The 21361-nt window shown below is 39.1% G+C and carries 12 protein-coding genes, 1 tRNA gene and 1 pseudogene; 12 read left to right on the top strand and 2 right to left on the bottom strand.

The genetic code is table 11. The annotated features are described in order from the left end of the window. The first annotated feature begins 1 nt into the window (after nucleotide 1). From IL355_RS10010 to IL355_RS10000, 3 genes are all read left to right on the top strand, one after another. The gene (locus tag IL355_RS10010; protein ID WP_192462135.1) at nucleotides 2–727 is read left to right on the top strand and encodes a gluconate 2-dehydrogenase subunit 3 family protein; all 726 of its coding nucleotides are present in this window, start codon (nucleotides 2–4) and stop codon (nucleotides 725–727) included. 106 nt (nucleotides 728–833) lie between these two features. Then, a complete protein-coding gene (locus IL355_RS10005; RefSeq protein WP_192462006.1) occupies nucleotides 834–1655 on the top strand; it encodes a sugar phosphate isomerase/epimerase family protein in 822 nt (273 codons plus the stop codon). A gap of 101 nt (nucleotides 1656–1756) precedes the next feature. Next, complete coding sequence (locus IL355_RS10000; RefSeq protein ID WP_192462005.1) at nucleotides 1757–3388, top strand: sulfatase family protein; 1632 nt, start codon at nucleotides 1757–1759, stop codon at nucleotides 3386–3388. On the opposite strand, the gene IL355_RS09995 is transcribed toward IL355_RS10000, so the two are convergent. After that, entirely contained in the window at nucleotides 3385–5169 is a 1785-nt protein-coding gene (locus IL355_RS09995) for an arylsulfatase (protein WP_317175485.1), read from the bottom strand. The two genes, IL355_RS10000 and IL355_RS09995, sit on opposite strands and share 4 nt — an antisense overlap. Nucleotides 5170–5368: 199 nt before the next feature. Between IL355_RS09995 and IL355_RS09990 the strand changes: the two genes are divergently transcribed. The 6 genes and pseudogenes from IL355_RS09990 to IL355_RS19445 all read left to right on the top strand — a co-directional run bounded on the left by IL355_RS09990 (nucleotide 5369) and on the right by IL355_RS19445 (nucleotide 9877). Further along, a complete protein-coding gene (locus IL355_RS09990) occupies nucleotides 5369–6091 on the top strand; it encodes a M15 family metallopeptidase (protein ID WP_192462004.1) in 723 nt (240 codons plus the stop codon). Nucleotides 6092–6106: 15 nt separating this feature from the next. Continuing rightward, complete coding sequence (locus tag IL355_RS09985; protein WP_192462003.1) at nucleotides 6107–7021, top strand: alpha/beta hydrolase; 915 nt, start codon at nucleotides 6107–6109, stop codon at nucleotides 7019–7021. Between the two features lie 171 nt (nucleotides 7022–7192). Further along, nucleotides 7193–7266 (top strand) — tRNA-Pro (locus IL355_RS09980). A gap of 290 nt (nucleotides 7267–7556) precedes the next feature. Further along, entirely contained in the window at nucleotides 7557–8747 is a 1191-nt protein-coding gene (locus IL355_RS09975; RefSeq protein ID WP_192462002.1) for a site-specific integrase, read from the top strand. 772 nt (nucleotides 8748–9519) lie between these two features. Beyond that, nucleotides 9520–9669 (top strand): annotated as a pseudogene (locus tag IL355_RS09970) (single-stranded DNA-binding protein); the annotation flags it as partial. Nucleotides 9670–9751: 82 nt separating this feature from the next. Then, nucleotides 9752–9877 carry a DUF6876 family protein gene (locus IL355_RS19445; protein WP_380081232.1) on the top strand — a complete coding sequence of 42 codons (126 nt, stop codon included), beginning with the start codon at nucleotides 9752–9754 and terminating at the stop codon, nucleotides 9875–9877. A 557-nt stretch (nucleotides 9878–10434) separates the two neighbouring features. Here the strand turns inward: IL355_RS19445 and IL355_RS09965 are convergent. Further along, entirely contained in the window at nucleotides 10435–14379 is a 3945-nt protein-coding gene (locus tag IL355_RS09965) for a hybrid sensor histidine kinase/response regulator (protein WP_317175484.1), read from the bottom strand. A 206-nt stretch (nucleotides 14380–14585) separates the two neighbouring features. On the opposite strand from IL355_RS09965, the gene IL355_RS09960 reads away from it, so the two are divergent. From IL355_RS09960 to IL355_RS09950, 3 genes are all read left to right on the top strand, one after another. Beyond that, nucleotides 14586–16418 carry a glycoside hydrolase family 2 protein gene (locus IL355_RS09960; RefSeq protein ID WP_192462000.1) on the top strand — a complete coding sequence of 611 codons (1833 nt, stop codon included), beginning with the start codon at nucleotides 14586–14588 and terminating at the stop codon, nucleotides 16416–16418. 43 nt (nucleotides 16419–16461) lie between these two features. Continuing rightward, a complete protein-coding gene (locus tag IL355_RS09955; protein WP_192461999.1) occupies nucleotides 16462–17568 on the top strand; it encodes a glycoside hydrolase family 43 protein in 1107 nt (368 codons plus the stop codon). 646 nt (nucleotides 17569–18214) lie between these two features. Continuing rightward, the gene (locus IL355_RS09950; protein WP_192461998.1) at nucleotides 18215–21361 is read left to right on the top strand and encodes a SusC/RagA family TonB-linked outer membrane protein; all 3147 of its coding nucleotides are present in this window, start codon (nucleotides 18215–18217) and stop codon (nucleotides 21359–21361) included.

Here is a 21361-nt window from a genome sequence, read left to right as displayed (position 1 = left end):
GATGGACAGAAGAAAGAGTATACAGACAATGATTCTTGGTGCTAGTGCTTCTGCATTTGCATTTCACAGTTGTAAAACGGATAAGGGAGAAGCAGCACCCGTAGAAGGAGAAACTGCGGTTAGTACGGATACCAAATATTATGGTAGAACGCCCGCGGAGGCAGAAAGGGATGCCAAGCTAAAGGAAGAACAGCTTTTCAATGAACATGAAATGGAAACGATTGCTGTTTTGAGTGAGGTTATTTTGCCACCTAAAGAACCACATGGAGGTCCGTTAGAAGCAGATGTGCCGGAATTTATTGAGTTTATAGGTAAAGATATGCCACAGATGCAGAATACCTTGTTGGGTGGTTTAATGTGGTTGGACCATAAATCGAATACCGATTACGGATTGGAATTTAAATCGGCTAGTTTAGATCAGCAGAAGGAGATACTTGACCAGATTTGTATTCAAGATATGGAAGTGCCCTTAGATGATCAACCTTTGCAGATTCAGTTTTTCGCATTGATGAAAAACTTGGTCGTAACTGGATACTATACTTCCAAGGTGGGTATTGCAGATTTGGGTTACAAAGGAAACCAACCCAATGTTTGGGACGGTGTACCAGATGATGTTCTCAAGAAACACGGTGTTGAATATGATCCGGAATGGATTGCCAAATGTGTAGATAATAGCAAGAGAAATGTGATTGCCGAGTGGGATGAAGATGGTAATCTTTTGACCTAATTTGGTAATTGCAAGATAATTAGAAACACCTCCTTCAATTTTTAAGGGGGTGTTTTTGTATTACAGCAGTATATATCCTTACTTTTAAGAGCTAAATTAAAATCGAATGAAAAAAATAATTTCAACATTTCTATTGGCCCTTCTTTTCAATATTTCGGGGCAAGGGCAAGAAGTTGGTTTACAGCTTTATAGTTTAAGAAATCAGTTTAAGGAAGATGTTCCCGGAACCTTGAAAATTATCAACGGGTGGGGTATTACCAAGATTGAAGGAGGCGGAACTTACGGTTTATCAATGGGAGAGTTTAAAGACTTACTTAAGAAGAACAATTTAAATGTAGTAAGTGTTGGTGCTAGCTTTGAAGATTTAGAAAATAATGTGCAAAAGGTAATAGACAACGCCAAGGAATTTGGTGCTACTTATGCCATGTGCGCTTGGGTTCCACATGATGATAATAAATGGGATTTGGAGGAAACAGAACATGCCACCAAAGTTTTCAATAAAGCGGGGAAGGAATTGAAAAAAAATGGGATAGCCTTGGCATACCATGCCCATGGTTATGAATTTAGACCTTGGAAAGATGGTACCCTTTTCGACTATATGGCTCAAAACGCAAAAGATTTTACTTTTGAGCTTGATGTTTTTTGGGCACACCATGGAGGAGCGGATCCTTTGGCACTTATGAAAAAATATCCCAAGAAATTCACGCTTATGCATTTAAAGGATATGCAGCACGGAATTGAAGGTAACAATACCGGTCACGAAGATGTTGAGACCAATGTAGTTCTCGGAACTGGGCAGGTAGATATAGCTGGCACCGTTGCAGAGGCCAAAAAATTGGGAATTGAATACATGTTCATAGAGGATGAATCTTCTAGGGTAGTAGAGCAGGTTCCAGAAAGTTTGAAATATTTGGAAAGTTTAGATTAAAAAGTTTTATATCACCTAAAAACCCCTTACCGAAAAATGTAAGGGGTTTTCTTTTTCACATTAAAAAACAGGTATATTTATAGCATACAACCTCCTTGACTATGAAAAGCATGAACCTATTGTTTTTTTTCTCACTTATGATATTTCAGTCATGCGGTGATAGTAAAACCAATGATGAAATTTCCGCAAATGAGACGAGACCAAATATTATTTGGCTTGTAGCCGAAGATCAATCCCCCGAATGGTTCCCTATGTATGGAGATAAAAGTATCTCCTTACCAAATTTGGAAAGTTTGTCGGCAGATGGGGTTACCTTTGATAATGCTGTTGCGCCCGTTCCTGTGTGTGCTCCTGCCCGCAGCTCTCTGATAACGGGTATGTACCCCACCACCTTGGGAACACACAATATGCGCACACATACCCCTTGGAGAGAAATAAACGAACCATTCTTGGATAGTTTGCCCAGTTACTCTCCAGTTGTACCCGAAGGTGTTAGAATGTTTACGGAGTATCTTAGAAAGGAAGGATACTACACCACTAACGGCCCCAAAGAAGATTATAATTTTGAAAAGACAGATGCTGCTTGGGATGAAAGCAGCCCTAAAAGGCACTATCGTAAAAGAGCTGGAAACCAGCCGTTTTTTGCCGTTTTTAATTTTGCTGTCTGTCACGAAAGTCAAATTTGGAAAAGAGGCAAGGACAGTCTTTTTGTAGACCCTATTAAATTGGACGTGCCTCCCTACCTTCCCGATAACGATACAATTCGGCATGACCTTGCGGTCAATTACAGTAATCTAAAAAGGTTGGATAATCAACTAGGTGAAATTTTAAAGGATTTAAAGGAAGACGGCTTGTATGAAAATAGTATTATATTTTTCTACGGAGACCATGGCGGTCCTTTTCCAAGACATAAAAGGGCATTATACGATACGGGTCTAAAGGTTCCGTTGATTATCAAATTTCCTGAAAATGAAGATGGGGGAACCAGGGATGACAGACTTATAAGTTTTATAGATTATGCACCTACAGTCCTTTCTATGGCGGGTATAGAACCTCCAAAGGTAATTCAAGGCAAGGCCATGTTCGGGGAATTTGAGGTAGAGGATAAGCCCGAGTATACCTATCATACTTCTGATCGTTTTGATGAAATTTATGACCGATTAAGAGCCGTGAGGTCCACTGAATATAAGTACATCAAAAATTTTAATACGAACCTGAGCCATGCCCTAAATGTATCATACCGCGAACAAATGCCCATGATGAGGGAGCTTCGTAGAATGTATGCCGAAGGTACACTGAATGAAGTGCAGCAGTTATGGCTACACCCTACAAAACCTGAAGAAGAATTATATGACTTAAAGGAAGATCCCTATGAGTTACATAATTTGGCTTTGGATTCAGATTACCAACAAACGCTAATTGAATATAGACAATTGTTGAACGATTGGATGAAGGAAACCAATGATTTGGGAAGAATGGATGAAAGGATTTTAATGGAACGTTGGTTAATTGATGGGGATCAACCTAGGTTGGACGAGTTGCAACTTGAAGTTACAGAAAGAGGAATTGAACTGATATCCCCTAAAAATGATGCAACAGTTGTCTTTAGACAATCCAAGGATTCCATTTGGCAGGTTTACGCTACTCCATTATCAAAAGAGATTTCTTTTGAGGCCAAGGCCGAACGTATAGGGTATCATGATAGTGAAATATTGGAGTACAGTGCGGATTAATTCAATCGTTTGAAAACCAAAAGGCGGATGTCCGCAACTTCCAATTTCGGTTTTTCCAAAGCTTTTAGGGTCAATGTGCCTTTTCCTTCTTTTAATACCATGGCGCCTAATTTCATGGGTATAAAATCCTTAACGTAGGATTCCATTCTAGGTACCCTGTCCATTTTCTTTCCAATAAGTTTAGAATCATGGGCTTTTGTAATCTTTTTGGCAATTTTGCTATCTCCTAAACTAAGTTCTACGATGGAACCAATATTCTCTTCTGGGCAGGTATAGTACAATTCCACTTCAAATTTACCATCAGCTAGAATTTCCACATCCCATGAAATGGAGTCCTTTATATTTTTCCAATTGGTAAAATAGCTATCATTAGGGTATTTATTGCTTCTTTTTATTTTCCCATGGGGTAAACCGTCTCTAGCAGGTAAGTGGGTAAAGATTTGCTCTGGATGACCCAGCGTAAAACTTCTTTCATCATTTGTTTTGTTTTTTGGCTCCACCATTGATAACCACTCGTTTTTCATTAAAACCAGCGAATCCCGTTTCCCTGGGTACTTTTCCGAAACATCATTGGTTTGCCCTCTATCAGATGGTATGTGGTATAATCTATTGTCGTCATCCAATCTAAATTCTTGGGTTCTTAGACTTGTTTTGCCGTTCCAGTGGTTATAAATCACTCGGTCTTTCCAGTTTTGGTTTTCGTCAAACAACAAGGGAGCCAAGTTTTTGCCGTCAATGGGTTTTGCAGTTATGGGATATACATCTGCCAAACTAGCTAAGGTAGGTAGGAGGTCAACAGCACTTGCAATTTGGTTTATTTTTTTTCCTTCATCCAAAAAGTTGGTCCACTGTATGTACAAAGGGCTACGAACACCACCTTCATCCGTAGAGCCTTTTTTACCTCGCATTCCACCATTCCATCTAAGGCTATTGGGGCCATTATCGCTTAAATAGATCACTATCGTATTATCCTCCAAATAAAGCTTTCTCAATCTGGCCATTAATCGTCCCACGTTATAATCAATGTTTTCAACCAAAGCCAAGGCAGCTTTGGTAAACATCTGGTTTTCATTTGCATCTTGGTTGGATGGCAATTGAAGTTCCTTTTTTTCAAATTTTTGCCAGAGGGAATCCAGAACCTGCATTGGACTATGAGGAGTATTAAAGGGAAGATATAAAAAGAAGGGATTGTCTTTATGTTTTTCAATGAACTCCAGACCATGGTCTGTTAAATCATCCACTAAAAAACCATTTCCTTTTACAATTTTACCATTGTGCTCCAGCATAGGACTAAAATAGTTGCCCCAATGACCCGAAGCAAAACCATAATACTCATCAAAACCTTGTGTATTAGGATGGTAGGGCGCTTGGGTTCCATTGTGCCATTTACCATAAGCTGCAGTTTTATACCCATTGTCCTTAAATAGTTCAGCAAGTGTGGTTTCGTCATAATTCATGCGTTCTCCACCAGAAGACGTACTGTATACTCCTGTTCTGGGAAAATATCTACCGGTAAGAATTTCAGCCCTTGTTGGGGAACAAACCGGTTGCACGTAAAAGTTTTCAAAGGAAATGCCGTAAGTTGCCAAGGCATCAATATGAGGTGTTTCCAAATTGGGGTTTCCGCTACTGCTCAAATCTCCCCATCCTTGATCATCGGCTAAAATGAGGATAATATTAGGCCGTTTATCATCCCTATTAAGAGCAATTTGTTTATCTGTTGCGTTTTTTTCTTTACAGGAAAAGACCAATAGTACCAAAATCGGAAAAAAGTATTTCACCTTAAATTGATTTAATAGTTTAGTGTTCAATGGAGTTATGCCAAGATACTGATATTATAATGGCAAAAGGAAGCCTTTTTTTGATTTTTAGGGTGATAAAATATGCCTATATTGAACATTATGTTGCGCATTGCTCAATCATCCTAACCATGGGTAAACAAGCCTACTTTTTTTAATCTTATAATCATTTTCAACTTCCATGAAGTATTTCTCATTTGCTTTATTATTGTTATGCCTGTCGATTTCCTGCAAAGAATCTCCCGAAGAAAAAAAGAAATTGGAGAAAATTAATTCTGAGGAATCTTTACAATCTGATACCATTAAACAAAAATCGGAACCGCCCAAAATGGTTTTTAAAACCTTTGAAGGTTTAGCGGACACGACCTTTGTACGGTTAGCCGATTTCAGCGATGGGTTTGCTTATGATTTGAGGTATGCCACAGAGAATAATTTTCTGAAGGAGAAAGTTTATGATTGTGCCGAGTGTTATACTCGGGTCAAAACAGTTAAGGCATTGTTAAAGGCCAATGAAGAATTTAAGGAAAAGGGGGTAAGAATCAAATTTTTTGATTGCTACAGACCCAATTCGGTTCAGTATAAAATGTGGGCAATAGTGCCAAATCCTCAATATGTTGCCAATCCCAAAAAAGGTTCTATCCATAATAAGGGAGGTGCTGTTGATATTACCCTGGAAACTTTGGAAGGAGAGGAGCTGAATATGGGTACCGATTTTGATTTTTTTGGAAAAAGGGCCTATCATGATAATTTTGACCTGCCTCAAGAAATATTGGATAACCGCAAACTGTTGAAGGAAACCATGGAAAAACATGGTTTTTGGTCCATAAGAACCGAATGGTGGCATTATAACTTGGGTGCCGGATCCAATGATAAAGTTGCTAATTTTAAATGGCCCTGTAATTAACTCAAAAAATACAAAATGAAATTATTAATAACCACGCTAATATTTGTATTATCCATGTCTACTACCGCCCAAGACACCATTATTCCCCTGTGGCCAAAAAACCAAATTCCTAATCGTATTGCTTCAGAAGAACAGGAAGTACATGTAAAGGAAGGAATTTTAAGAATCAGCAAAGTTCAGGAACCACACCTTGAGGTATACCTGCCGGCGAAACAAAATGCAACGGGACAGGCAATGTTAATTTTCCCGGGAGGGGGGTATCAAATTCTCGCTTATGATTGGGAAGGAACCGATATTGCGAAATTCTTAAATGGCAAAGGTATTGCCGGTATTGTCGTCAAATACAGACTGCCCACATCAGAGTCCTTAAAAGAAAACTATAATGTTCCCTTAATCGATGCCCAAAGGGCCATAAGGTTGGTGAGGTCCAAAGCGGATGAATTTAATATTGCAACAAATCAAATTGGGATCATTGGCTTTTCCGCCGGAGGACATTTGGCTTCTACGCTAGGCACGCATTTTAATGAAAAGGTGTACGAGGCAATTGATGATGCCGATAAACAAAGTGCACGACCAGATTTTATGAGTTTGGTATATCCTGTCATAACATTTAGCCAAAGCACTAAGCACACCGGGTCTCAAAAAGCTTTGTTGGGCGGTTATGAAACGGAAGAGCGTATCAAACATTTTTCCAATGAGCTGCAGGTGACAAAAGAAACTCCTGCAACCTTGCTGGTTCATGCTTCAGACGATAAAGGTGTACCTGTGGAAAATAGCCTCTTGTTTTATCAGGCATTAAAAGATAATGAAGTATCCGCTACCATGCATATTTACCCAGAGGGGGGGCACGGTTTTTCTTTGGCACGGGAAAATGCACATTTAAGAGGATGGACAGAAAGGCTTTTTGAGTGGATGGAAAGTTTGAAATGATTTTCAATAATTAGGTTGTAAATCAATTACTAACAGGAGGTTACCTACAATTAAAGCTAAAATGCAAAATTCGTTTCTTTTTTTTGGTCAAAAATGTTATAAAGTTTTTTATTTTTGCATTCTTGTTTTTAGGATGGCACCTACCAAATACGGTGATGTTCTTAAAGTAATCGGGATGTAGCGCAGCCCGGTAGCGCACACGCCTGGGGGGCGTGGGGTCGCAGGTTCAAATCCTGTCATCCCGACAAAATGGGTTTTAAAGCAATCCATTAAAAAGCCAATCAATTGATTATCAAATAATTACATTTTTTTTGATTTCATTTGATTGGCTTTAATATCAAAACAAAAGTTACCTATTCGGTTACCTATTTTTGGCCGAATTTTTTCACTACATTGGTAACGATTTAGACTTTGGCTTTCGCTTCGATTTGACTTTCGAAAACAAATCGAGTATTCACCTAAAGCGAGAGTCTATGGGAACTTCAAGAACTTTCAGTATTCATTTTTGGCTAAATCTGGCCAAGAAAAAAGGCGAATGGCACCCATTTATGCCCGTGTTACCATTGATGGAAAACGAGCGGAAATCAGTTTACAACGGCAAGTATCGGTTACCTATTGGGATACCAAATCGAAGAAAACCACCTCCAGGACACCTGATGGCAAGGCATTGAACACCTATTTGGACCAAGTGTATGCCAAACTGCTGCTATGTCATAAGCAATTATCATCCGATTTTGAGCTTGTTACGGCAAAATCAATAAAAGCTAGGTTCATCGGGCAGGACGAAACTCATAAAACCCTTTTGGATTTAGTAGCTTACCATAATCAAAATATGAAGGGAGTTCTAAAGCCCGGCACCTTGAAGAATTACTATACTATGGAAAATTATATCAAGAGATTCCTTGTTCAAAAGAAAAGGACAAACGATATATTTTTAAAGCATCTTAAGTATAGCTTTATCATAGATTTTGAACAGTATTTACGTAAAGGGCCTTCGTTGCAGAACTCTAATCCTTTGAACAATAATGGAGTGATGAAACATTTGGAGCGACTGCGAAAACTAATGAACTTTGCTATGGACCTAGAATGGTTGGAAAAGAACCCATTCGCCCGTTATAAGCTGAAATTTAATAGACATAAAAAGGAGTTCTTGTCCAAAGAGGAGCTTAAAATCTTTGAGGAAGCGCAATTGGACGATAAGGGTTATGAGACCGTAAGGGATATTTTTGTGTTTGCCTGTTATACGGGTCTATCCTATTCGGATGTAAGGCAGTTAAACGAAAATAACATTGTGCGGGGTATTGACGGCGATTATTGGATATTTACCCAACGACAGAAGAACGAACAGCCCGTTAAAATCCCTTTATTGGACAGGGCCCTTTATATTTTGGACAAATACAAAACCTATCCGGAATTGAACAATGGAAAACTACTTCCGGTGTATTCCAATCAAAAGATAAACGTTTACCTAAAGGAAATTGCTGCTTCTCTTTATATTTATAAGCATCTGACATTCCACTCCGCCAGACACACATTTGCCACTACGGTAACCCTGTCCAATGGAGTCCCCATAGAAACGGCGTCAAAAATGCTCGGACATACGAAGATTTCGACCACACAGGTTTACGCCAGGGTATTGGAACAGAAAATCAGTAATGATATGGGAGATTTAAGGAGCAAGCTCAATAGGGACAACGATGGACATAAAATTACCGCTGTAAAGTAAGGTTTTAATTACACCATTAGCAGTTTCAATTGATTTCAGCTGGAAATGATAGTCGCTGCATCATATATGAATATCTTTTTAGTTGATAGCTTTTAGCAATGCTCAACCCGTTTCACTTCAACCTAATTCAGTGAAAAGCGCTTCGCGAAATATCTTGGACACCATCCCCGTTTTTAGCCCAACATTCCGCTTACCCTTCCCGCCCCGATAGCTATCGGGACTGGTCAGAAACACTTCATTTATGACCGAAAAAGCGGATGGAGTCCGCTTGCGCAGCGGAAAGCCTCCACTTTGCTTTTTTCACGTGATTTCGGGCAAGGACCTTTCCCGTCCTTGCTGCCGAATCCCTAAAACCGAAGTTCCGTCCTTCACATTTTAAGGGGCCTATAATGCATACAGCCTTTGTTGTTTTTCGGCACATCGAAAAACGGGCAGGGCATAACCGATTCCAACCTAAAACCCGAGGTTCGCCCAGCTTAACTTTCCGTACGCAAGTCTCACCCTCTCCTTTAGGGGAATCCCTAATGCCCTTGTGGAACCTGTCAAGACCAAGGCAGGTTTTCTTAAAAAAATAGGGTTTCTGCTTTTCTCGTTACTAGCCCGTCCATCAAGAGCAGACACTCCCGATTTTTTCGGAAAAGTCTTGACAGAACCCACTTTCTCCATGGTGCGGTGCACAAAGGAAACCAAACAAACGCCCCTTAAAATTCAATGCTCACTGGAAAGGGAAATTATTAACCATGCCTGCTACAGGTAATAAAACAATTTAGATATGAGCACCATTAGAAATTACGTACAGTTGATCGGTAATGTTGGACAGGCACCGACCATTACACAGTTGCAAAACGGAAAGAAAATTGCCCGTTTTTCAATGGCAACCAATGAACCTTACAAAACTAATGAGGGAGAAAAGTGGACTGATTGTAAATTTCAAGACTTTGGACCTGTTCCGCGGAAGATGGGAACCAGCATTACGTTACTGAGATGGTAGTCGATGAAGTGTAATAGTCTGTTGGGACGGGAACAATACTATTTTGATGAAGCAAGAGTACCACATTACCGATTTTACTTTAGATAATTTACGGATGTTCTTTGTAAACGATACCTTTATGTTACCGGGCGAGTACTGATCCTTAGTTTCAGAATTACATTGATAATAAACTATACACATCCTGAAATGTCGGGGCTGTAATTAAGTTTTTCCAAATAGTTATAATCAATATTTTTTATCTACTGAAACCCAGTACCGAATTTCAAACAGGGCTATACAATTTTTGACTTTCGCCGATATTCCCGTACATCGAAAAATAACATATCAGAAAATTATTTTCCCTGAAATGGCAAACCGTTTTTGAACTGATTTGTATGGAATTTTGTCCCGCTTGCGGGACGAAATGGAATAGCAAGAGGGTAACACGCAAAGCGGTGTTAGGTATTTCATTTAAAATTTAACTTATTGATAATTAGAAAGTTGAAAATTGTTACAGTGTTTTGAATTTCAAGTATTTGCGACAAACGGCCTCCAAACTCCCATTTTTAGGAAAGATTTTGCGACAAATCGGCGAAAATGGACTCGTATATTTGCATCGATTTTATCTACCAAATAAATTTTCGAAGCTAACTGTACTTTCCAGATATCTACTGTTTTGTAATATATATAATTCTAGATTGTTTGAGTTCCTCTAATTTAGTCCTTCGAATTCATATACTCCGTCGGACTCATTTCAAATTGTTTCTGAAAGTTGCGGCCAAAACTAGTAGGAGAGTTGTACCCTACGATCTCGGCCACCTCAAAAACACGATAGTTTCCTGTTTTAAGTAGTTCCGCGGATTTTTTAAGCCGAGCAATGTTTATCAGTTCATTAGGGCTTAGGTTGGAAATGTCCTTTATTTTTCTGTATAAAGTTGAGCGACTCATATGCATGATTTCTGCCAGGGTCTCCACATTTAAATCTGCATCTGCCATATGCTCAATAATCACATTATCAAGTTTTTTAATGAAGTTATCGTCCGTTTTGGTGTTGGCAATACTTCGGATATGGGCCAAAGGTGAGCTGGCATAATGATCCATTACATGCCGTCTATTTTCAATTAGATTGGCAATATGGACTTTTAAATGTTTTACGGAAAATGGTTTTTCTATGTACGCCTCGGCACCAGATTCCAAACCTTCCATTTTGGAGGACATGGCACTTTTGGAAGTTAGCAATATTACCGGAATATGGCTTGTTTCCAAGTTGGTCTTAATTTTTTTGCACAGGTCAAACCCATTAATACCGGGCATCATTACGTCACTTATTATGAGTTGAACCTTTTCTTCTTGAAGTATTTTTAAGGCCTTTTCCGCATCGGTAGCTTTTAACACATAGTAATCTTCCCTAAGTTCACGGGCAATAAAGTCTATAAGTTCTATACTGTCTTCTACTACCAATATGGTGTTTTCATTACTTTGGGCAACCGGTTGGTCATTAAGCCCCTCTTCCAATTTATCTTCTTCCCGATTAGGTTTTAGAATAAACTCTTTTTCTTGTTTAAGAGGTAGCGACAATATAAAACTGTTCATTTCCCGATCCGTTGGATCTATATGCAAAGTGCCGTTATGCATTTCAGTTAAAGATCGGGCCAAGGCCAGTCCAATACCCGTTCCTGTTTCATTTTCCAATCCGGACAATCTGTAAAAGGGCTCAAATATTTTTTCCCTTAAATGTGAGGGTATCAAGTTTCCATCGTTCTGGATAACCATTTTAAAATGGGCGTTTTCTTCCTTTAAGAGGACTACAATTTTTGATTCTGCATATTTAATGGCATTACCGAAGAGATTGCTCAATATTTTTTTAAGGGCTTCAGGGTCTACCGATGCATAAACATCGTCCTTTTCGATATTTAACCTAAAGTCAATTTCTTTATCCCTAATGGCTTCGCTAAACCTTGTGGCCGTATTCTGTAATAGCTTGGTAACATTGGTCCGCAAAAAAGTAAGGTCGACTCGTTCAATTTCTGTTTTTCTAAAATCCAATAACTGATTTACCAGGTCTAACAAGCGGTTGGCGTTTCTTTTTACAATATTCAGATTGTCCTTTACGCCCGGTAGGTGGCCAGAAGTACGCAGCACCTTTTCCAACGGACTTTTAATGAGGGTAAGAGGGGTTCTGATTTCATGGGAGATATTGGTGAAAAATTCAATTTTAGCCTCATATATTTCCTTTTCCTTTCTATTGTTTAAGAGTCTTATTTTCCTGGTGTTTTTTAGTTTGATGCGTTGGTGATAGGTTCTAAAACCAAAGAAAATGAGCAATAGGAGGAGACCTGTATACGATAGATAGGCCCAATGGCTTTTGTAAAAGGGAGGCAAAACCTTTATTTGTAACCCGGCCGTTTCTTTGCCCCATACCCCACTGCTATTCATAGACCTTACCTTAAAGTTGTAAGTGCCTGGCGCCAACTCCGTAAAATAGGCTTTATGATTTTTTTGTAAATACACCCATTCCGTGTCCAGTCCCTCCATCTTGTACCAGTATTCGGTATTCTCCGGTGCGGTAAAGCTTAATGCGGCAAACTCCAAACTAAAGGAGGACTGTGAGGGTTTTAAAGTTATTTTCTCCAATGATGTTACGGACTCAATTAACGGAGAGTTTTCTTGATCTACATATACGTCTTCATTGTTAATCTGTATTCCTGTAATGTAAATGGGTGCCTTATAAGTGTTTTTAATAAATTTCTCAGGGTTAAAACTGATCATGCCGTTTACACTTCCAAAGAATAAGGTTCCATCTTCCCTTTTATGTGCGGACATATAATTAAAGTTATCGCTTTGCAGACCGTCCGCTTTTGTATATACTTTTATGTCTTTGGTAACGGAATTGAAAGCGACCAGTCCTTTGGAGGTGGTGATCCATAAAATACCAAAATCGTCTTCCAAAATAGCATAGAAAACGTTGGCCGGAAAACCATCTTGCATACCGTACCTTTTAAAGGAATCATTTTCTGGATTGTAGAGGTTGAGGCCATCTTCCGTACATACCCAAATATTATTCTTTGAATCTTGAAAAAGATAATTGATATGGTTATTGGAAACACTTTTGGGATTATCAATGTCAAAGGAGTAGGTATTATTTTCCTGGCTTTTTGGGTTGTATGAAAAGAGACCTCCAAAATAGGTGCCTGCCCATTGTTTTCCTTCATTATCCTCTAGAAAACAGGTGTATCCTTGATGGTCTGGGAGATTCTCATAGGGTTTAAAGGAATTGGACTGCTTATCAAAGATTTTCATTCCGGAGGTGGTAATAAAGTATAATTCTTCATTTTTATCCTCGTAAATGGCATAAACGAAATCACTGGTCAGACCAGACTCCCTTCCGTAATGGGCAATTTTCTTATTGGTATCTATATCAAGTACATCAATTCCATTTTCAAACATGCCAATGTATAATTTGCCATCATACGGATATAGTGCATGTATGTTGTAATGAGCAAGAATACCTTCACTGTCCTTTTCCTTGGAGGTGAAATTGGAAAAAACCTGGGAATTGGGATCGTATTTGTTTAAGCCCCCGTCTTCGGTTCCTATCCAAATATTACCATTATCATCTTCGCAAATTTCCCTTATGGCATTGCCGTTAAGGGAGTTTTCGGAAGATTTAGGGAAATATTTTTTAAAAGGGGTGTATTGTTTGGGTTGGTAATTAATTCCCCCAAAATAGGTGCCGGCCCAAACACCACCTTCGTTGTCCACAGTTAATGTATAAACCGCATTATCGCTTAGTGCGTAAGGATCATCATAGTTTTTTTTTGGATTGCTATATTGTTGTGTATTTCTATTATATATATGGATACCAGATTCGGAAGCAACCCAAAGTTCGTTTCCCCTTAAGGCAAAGTCCCTTACATGTTGTCTTTCGGAACCCAAGAAATCTGCTTCTTTGGTTTCCTTCGTAATCAAGTCAAACATTAACACGCCATGATTGGGAGTTCCTATAAGTATTGTTCTCTCATCAAGAAAAAAGGTTTCGTTTATGGCAAAGGGTTTGTCCTTTATAGGTTCGGGAGAAAGTTCATAAGGTTCAAAACTGTCGGTACTTGAATTGTACTTATACATATGGGTGTGCGAAGAGGCCCAAACACCTTCGCTGGTATTGATAACGTCAGAGGCGTTAAAAAACTCGTTGGAGGGATACCAATAACAGGTTTGCTCCTTTATATGGTAGCGGCCTAAAGAACCGTTGCCCCTAAACCACAGATTCCCATTGTTGTCTCCTTCTATATCCCAAATCTGACTCTCTTTTGTGGTTTCAATCAGACTGAAACTTTCATCCTGATCATTGTAAATATAGAGGCCATTATCCGTTCCCACCCAAAGTTTGCCTGCATGTTCCTGTAAACTTAAGATGTAATTACTTTGTAAGGTTTTGGTATGGCCTTCCTCCCTTTGAAAAAGTCTAAAAGTATATCCGTCAAATCTGTTAAGCCCATTTTTTGTACCAAACCATAAGAATCCCTTACCATCTTGAACAGAGCTTGTTACCGTATTGTGCGATAAACCATCTTCTACCTGATAGTGGTCAAAGTAATAATCCTGTCCATTAACAAAAGCTATGTGAAATAAAAATAGATATGGAATGAGCTTCATTTGCATAAAAAAACCACCGAATATCGTTAAAAGTTAATGATTAATACTCTACAAAATGTTGCATAAATACTACTATATGTCTCACACAAGTGTGTATAGACCGTTTTAGGTATAATTTGAATTATTTAGACGTTAAAAAAGAATGATATATCTAAATGAACTTATGGATTATAATTTACTTTGAGCTATATAGTCATTCAATAAAAGTGAAAATGAAAAAAATATTACTAATCTTAATCAACGATAGTTTCTGTTCTTTTCTGTTGTTTTTTATGGCGTTAAGTTCGATTAATGCGCAATGGAAGCCGGCCGGCGATAAAATTAAGACCAAATGGGCCGAAAGTTTAGACGTAGAAAATGTTCTTCCTGAGTATCCCAGGCCGATAATGGAGCGTTCAGAATGGAAAAACTTAAACGGTTTGTGGGATTATAGTATCTTGAAAAAGGGTTCTCCACTTCCTGAAAGTTTTGATGGAAAAATTTTAGTTCCCTTTGCGGCCGAATCTAGCTTGTCAGGCGTGATGAAAGAAGTAGGGTCATCAAATGAACTTTGGTACCGCACAAAATTTAATATTCCGGAAGGGTGGAGCGGACAGAACATCTTGTTACACTTTGGGGCTGTCGATTGGAAAGCTGATATCTGGATCAATGATGTAAAAGTAGGTTCGCATACGGGCGGTTATACTCCTTTTTCGTTTGATATAACTCCATTCATACAAAGTTCAGAGCAGGTTTTGACCGTGAAAGTTTGGGATCCGACTGACGAAGGTCCTCAACCTCGTGGCAAACAGGTGAAAAAGCCAGAAGGTATCTGGTATACTCCCGTAACAGGTATTTGGCAAACCGTGTGGATAGAACCTGTGAATACCAAAAGCATTGTTAGTTTAAAGACGGTTCCTGACATTGATAATAATACGGTAAGCATAAAAGTTGAAACAGAAGGTACCTCTTACGGCGATATAGTTGAGATTTTAGCTTTTGACGGTGAAACTGAAATTGCGACCGCAAAGGCAAATGTGAATCAAGAAACTGTTTTAAGTATTCCAAATGCTAAACTGTGGTCGCCGGAATCTCCCTTTCTCTATGATATACAGGTGAGATTGCATAGCCAAAATAATCAGGTTGACGAGGTCAAAAGCTATTTCGGAATGCGAAAAATATCCATGAAAAAAGATGATTACGGTATTGTGCGCATGCAGCTGAATAATAAAGATTACTTTCAATTTGGCCCCTTGGATCAAGGTTGGTGGCCCGATGGTTTGTATACGGCACCTACCGATGAAGCCCTGAAATTTGATATTGTCAAGACCAAAGAACTGGGCTTTAATATGATTAGAAAGCACGTTAAGGTTGAGCCTGCTAGGTGGTATACCCATTGCGATAGACTCGGTATATTGGTTTGGCAAGATATGCCTAGCGGAGATAAAAGTCCGCAGTGGCAAAATCACAACTATTTCACAGGTACAGAATTAAAAAGATCTGCAGAATCTGAAGAAATCTATCGTAAGGAATGGAAGGGTATTATGGATTATCTCTATTCCCAACCTAGTATCGTGGTTTGGGTTCCTTTCAATGAGGCGTGGGGTCAGTTCAAAACAGAAGAGATAACAGAATGGACAAAGAATTACGATCAAAGTAGACTTGTCAACTCAGCCAGTGGGGGTAATTTTTATCGTACAGGTGATATTGTCGATTTACATAATTATCCTGGGCCGGCCATGTACTTGTATGATGCGCAAAGGGTAAATGTCTTAGGTGAGTATGGAGGAATTGGCTTGCCCTTAAAAGGCCATTTATGGAAACCGGATAATAACTGGGGGTACATAAAGTTCAAGAACTCAAAAGAAACTACCGATGAATACATCAAGTATGCGAAAGAGCTCAAGAATTTGGTCAAAGCAGGTTTCTCAGGAGCGGTATATACACAGACGACCGATGTAGAGGGTGAAGTTAATGGTTTTATGACCTATGATAGAAAGGTAGACAAAATGAACATCAAAGAAGTCAAGAAAATTAATCAAGAAATCATCGATGCCTTAAATTAATCCTTTGTTAAACGTAACAATCATTTTTTACAACTAGAATCTTATGAGAGAGGTTTTGCCCTTAGTGTTGCTGTTATTGTTTTTCTCTTGTAAGGAAACCGAAAAGGAATCTGCTGAAAATTCAAATACTGAGCTTGTTCAAGAAGATGAACAATCACTCAGCTTTTTCACAAACCCCCTATTAGATAGTGGTGCGGATCCGTGGACGATTTATCACGAAGGAAATTTTTATTATATAAAATCTGGCGGTAACGCTATTACTTTGTTGCGAACCGAAGATATTACCGATTTAAGAAATGCAGAGTCGAAGGTAATATGGCGCGCACCTGAAACCGGCGATCATTCTAGAAATATCTGGGCCCCCGAAATTCATAATATTAATGGGCACTGGTACATTTATGTGGCGGCAGATGATGGCGATAATCGAAATCACCGCATGTTCGTTATAGATAATAGCTCTCCTGACCCGTTCAAAGGTGATTTTGAAGTGAAGTCTAAACTCAAGACTGACAAAAATGATAATTGGGCCATTGATGGAAGTATTTTTGAGCACCAAAACCAACTCTACTTTATTTGGTCCGGTTGGGAAAATCCTAAGGCAGATGGGGGAGAGGAGACCCAGAACATTTACATCGCTAAAATGTCCAACCCCTATACGATCAGTTCTGATCGGGTACTAATAAGTACTCCAGAACTTGATTGGGAAAGAAATTGGCATTACCCGGGTGTTTGGAAACCGGATGCCCCCGTTTACGTTAACGAAGGGCCCCAGATGTTGGCCCGTGGCGATAAGGTTCATATTGTTTATTCCGCAAGTGGATGTTGGACGCCCTACTACGCCCTTGGCCTTTTAACGATGAATAAGACCGATGATCCCATGAAAAAATCGTCTTGGGTTAAATCGAAAGAACCAATTTTTCAGCAGTCGAAAGAGAAATCTGTGTTCGGAACTGGACATAACTCCTTTTTCAAAAGCCCGGATGGTACCGAAGACTGGATATTATATCATGCAAATGACACTCCTGTCGATGGTTGCGGTAACAAAAGGTCTCCTAGGGCCCAGAAAATTTCTTGGTCTTCAGATAATATGCCCGTTCTTGGTGAGCCGATAGAAACCTCTGAGAAATTGGTTAAACCTTCAGGATTGTAAATAAGAAAATGTAAGATTCAAATTTGGATTGTTTAGAATTTAAGCACGATGCCATCCTTGGATTGGGATGGCATTTTTTATGTACCAGTTCTACCATCTCCTTCTTTGAATTTTCTCAATTTAAACAATACTTCAAGTCAGATAATACTTGGATGGATTTGATTCTTGTTATCGTTTCAGGATAGGAATCTTCTCTAGTCATCTCGCGAAATGTTCTAAACCAACCTGAAATGACAACTTCAGCACAAATTGTACTGATTTCACTTTTATTGATATGAATTGACTTGTTTCATATGGTTGTCAAACCATTTGAAAATCAATTATTTAAACCTTTGTTAATTGATTGGTATACAATCTGTCTCAAACCGCAACAATTTGTATCAATAAAGGCTCTTCTCTTAACCTTCTCTTAAAATTTGAACGATTTGTATGATAGAATGAAACAATCCACAGGGTAATAGGATTCTGAATTCATTTTATTTGATCATTGGCAATTTGTCAATTTTAAAGCTCTATCTCAAATAAATACTCAACTAAAACAACTTAAAATGAAATTATAACACAAACACCTTTCTCAATTTAAGATTCTATCAATTTACTCAACTAGCGAACTAATCTCTAAGCAATCATTCAAAAATGAGAAACAATGAAAAAACCAAAGACTAACATTATCGAGAAGATTCTTGTGTCTGTTTTTCTGGTGTGTGCAGTTATGTACCAAGGATACGGACAAGATGCACCTTCGGTGACGGGTACGGTTACAGCTGCCAGTGATGGGGCTCCGTTACCAGGGGTTTCGATTATTATTAAAAATACAACTACAGGGGTGACCACCGATTTTGATGGTAATTATACTGTTAATGCCCCGGCTGATGCAACTTTGATTTTCAGCTATATCGGTTTTCAAAGACTGGAAGTGCCTGTTAATGGTCAAGCAACGGTCGATGTTCAAATGAACGAAGATGTTGCCGCCCTTGATGAAGTGGTAGTAACGGGTTATTCTACCCAAGACAAAAAGTCTATTACGGCTGCAATATCTACTGTTACCAGTGAAGATTTAGAGAATGTGCACGCAGGTGCATCGGTAAGCTCTGGTCTGGCCGGTAAAATTTCTGGTGTAACGTTTAAAATGCCCGATGGTAGACCTGGTGCCACTGCAACCGTTCAAATACGTAATATGGGTAACCCTCTTTACATTATAGATGGTATTCAATCTGACGTAGGTCAATTTAATAACATTTCTCCCGGCGATATCGAAAGCATTTCGGTACTGAAAGATGCTGCTGCTGCTATTTACGGGGTAAGGGCTGCTAACGGGGTTGTGGTTGTAACAACCAAAAGAGGTAAGAAGAACTCTAAAAACGTTGTGAATGTCAATGCCTATTACGGTGGTCAGAATTGGTCGCGTTTCCCTGATGTTGTGAACGACTCTTATACCTATATGAGCAAAAAAGCGGAAGCGGATTTGAACGAGTTTGGTGAGACACAAATTACTCCTGAAGAATTAGAGCGCTATAGAGTTGGTACAGAACCAGGCTATCAGTCGTTCAATTGGAAGGATTTTATCATTAAGAAAAATGCACCATTGTACAGTGTAAACGTAAGTACAACAGGGGGTTCTGAAAAAATCAACTACTACATATCTGGAACCCACCTTAAACAGGAGGCGGTCTTAGGTCCTGAATTTAATTTTGAAAGAACAAATATTCAAAACAACCTAGACGCAAATATTACCGATCGTTTAAAGGTTGGCATGCAAATCAGCGGTCGTATAGAAACTACCGATAACCCGGGTATTCCAGGGGCCGATGATTATTGGTTGCCAAGGTTCGCCATTTTGCGTAACCGCCCATTTGAGCGTCCTTATGCTAACGATAACCCTGATTATCTGAATGATATAGGGCATAACGAAACCAACTGGGCGCTGCACAATAAAGAAATTGGGGGTTATTCAACCAACATCTTAAGAACTATGCAATCGAACTTTAATGGTGAATACCAATTTGGCGGGGTGTTAGAAGGTCTATCGGTGAGAGGTATGTACTCGTACTATATTCAAGACCAAGTATTGAACGGTCACGAATATACCTATGAAGCATATACCTATGATGCTGAAAATGACGCTTACAACGTGACGGGTGGTAGTACCAACCCATGGCGTGAAAGAAGAAATCGCAAAATTGTTAAAAATGTCTATCAAGGGCAGGCTCAGTATAAAAAGGCTTTTGGTCGTGAGCAAGAGCACAATGTAGAAGGCCTTTTCTTGGTAGAAAGACAAGAAGAGCGTGATCAAAACCAATGGATGCGTTCAGTTCCTGAAAACAATATTCTTCCGTTAATGTACTTTGCCAACTTGGTCGAATTCAATGATTTCGATGGTGAATTAGCCCGAATCGGTTATATCGGTAAGTTCAATTATAACTACAAGCAGAAATATTTTTTGGAGATTTCCGGTCGTCAAGATAAGTCTTGGAAGTTTGCCCCATCAAAAAGAACCGGTTTCTTCCCTTCTGGTTCTATCGGTTGGAGGATGACCGAAGAAGATTGGTATGAGACTATCGCTGGAGAAGATGCTTGGTTGACAGAATTTAAGTTAAGGGCTTCTTACGGTATTTTAGGTGATGATGATATCGGAATCGGTGCTTATGATTATTTACCAGGTTATAACTACAACGTTGGTACTGCCATTTTAAACGGAGAACCTGTAGTAAGTGCCAGAGATAAAGGTCAGATTGTAGATAACCTTACTTGGTTCAAAAGTAAGATAACCGATATCGGTATTGATTTCGCTCTGTTTGATGGCAAGGTAACAGGTTCTTATGATTGGTTCTACCGTTTACGTACCGGTCTTAGAGGCTTTAAGTATGATATACTTATACCAAGTGAATTGGGTTACACCCTTCCTGACGAGAACGTAAATAGTGATTCGCAGGCAGGTTTCGAGGGCGCATTGACCTACAATGATAGTTTTGGTGATTTCAATGTTTCGGTTTCCGCCAACGGATCCTATTCAAGAGGAAAATTTATCGAATCCTATAAACCAAGATTTTCTAATTCATGGCAAGAATACCGAGCTTCAAGTGAAGGCAGGTATAATGATATGCGTTGGGGTTATAATGTAATTGGGGAGTTTCAAACACAAGAGGAAATCAATAACTACACCGTAGATATTGATGGCCAAGGTAACCGTACGCTTCTTCCAGGTGATTTGATTTATGAAGATATCAATGGTGACGGCCGTATTAATGGTTATGACGAGAAGCCTATTGGGTATTCGTTCGGTAAACAACCGAATATCAACTTCGGATTGAATATTAGACTTTCTTATAAAGGTGTCGATATGACAGCAGATTTTTCTGGAGGTTCTGGCTATTCTTGGATTCAGAACTGGGAAACCCGTTGGGCTTTCCAAAACCAAGGGGCACTTAATAAGATATTCTTGGATAGTTGGTCAAGGCAGGACCCTGCAAACCCGAACAGTACTTGGGTTCCAGGAAAGTATCCGGCACTGAGATACAATGCAGGTTATCATAGCAATTATAGGGTTTCTACCTATTGGATGCATAATGTAACTTATTTGCGTGCACGTACTTTAGAACTGGGCTATTCGTTACCAAAACCTTGGTTAGATAAAGTTGGTTTTCAAAAGGCTAGAATTTATGTGAACGGGTACAATCTCTTCTCGTTTGACAATCTTAAGAAATTCGGAATTGACCCAGAGGTAAATGAAGAGAACGGATTGCAGTATCCGCAGAACAAATTTGTTAACGTAGGGGTTAACCTTTCTATCTAA

The sequence above is a fragment of the Euzebyella saccharophila genome (assembly GCF_014855495.1).
Lineage (GTDB): Bacteria > Bacteroidota > Bacteroidia > Flavobacteriales > Flavobacteriaceae > Euzebyella > Euzebyella saccharophila.
The sequence above is the reverse complement of the archived record's forward strand: the minus strand, read 5'-3'. Positions and strand labels throughout refer to the sequence as shown.

Excerpts from the sequence above, each read along its gene's own strand:
- IL355_RS09950 (WP_192461998.1), top strand. The coding sequence starts at position 18,215 with ATGAAAAAACCAAAGACTAACATTATCGAGAAGATTCTTGTGTCTGTT.
- IL355_RS10005 (WP_192462006.1), top strand. The coding sequence starts at position 834 with ATGAAAAAAATAATTTCAACATTTCTATTGGCCCTTCTTTTCAATATT.
- IL355_RS09975 (WP_192462002.1), top strand. The coding sequence starts at position 7,557 with ATGGCACCCATTTATGCCCGTGTTACCATTGATGGAAAACGAGCGGAA.
- IL355_RS09990 (WP_192462004.1), top strand. The coding sequence starts at position 5,369 with ATGAAGTATTTCTCATTTGCTTTATTATTGTTATGCCTGTCGATTTCC.
- IL355_RS09960 (WP_192462000.1), top strand. The coding sequence starts at position 14,586 with ATGAAAAAAATATTACTAATCTTAATCAACGATAGTTTCTGTTCTTTT.
- IL355_RS10000 (WP_192462005.1), top strand. The coding sequence starts at position 1,757 with ATGAAAAGCATGAACCTATTGTTTTTTTTCTCACTTATGATATTTCAG.
- IL355_RS09985 (WP_192462003.1), top strand. The coding sequence starts at position 6,107 with ATGAAATTATTAATAACCACGCTAATATTTGTATTATCCATGTCTACT.
- IL355_RS09955 (WP_192461999.1), top strand. The coding sequence starts at position 16,462 with ATGAGAGAGGTTTTGCCCTTAGTGTTGCTGTTATTGTTTTTCTCTTGT.
- IL355_RS09965 (WP_317175484.1), bottom strand. The coding sequence starts at position 14,379 with ATGCAAATGAAGCTCATTCCATATCTATTTTTATTTCACATAGCTTTT.
- IL355_RS10010 (WP_192462135.1), top strand. The coding sequence starts at position 2 with ATGGACAGAAGAAAGAGTATACAGACAATGATTCTTGGTGCTAGTGCT.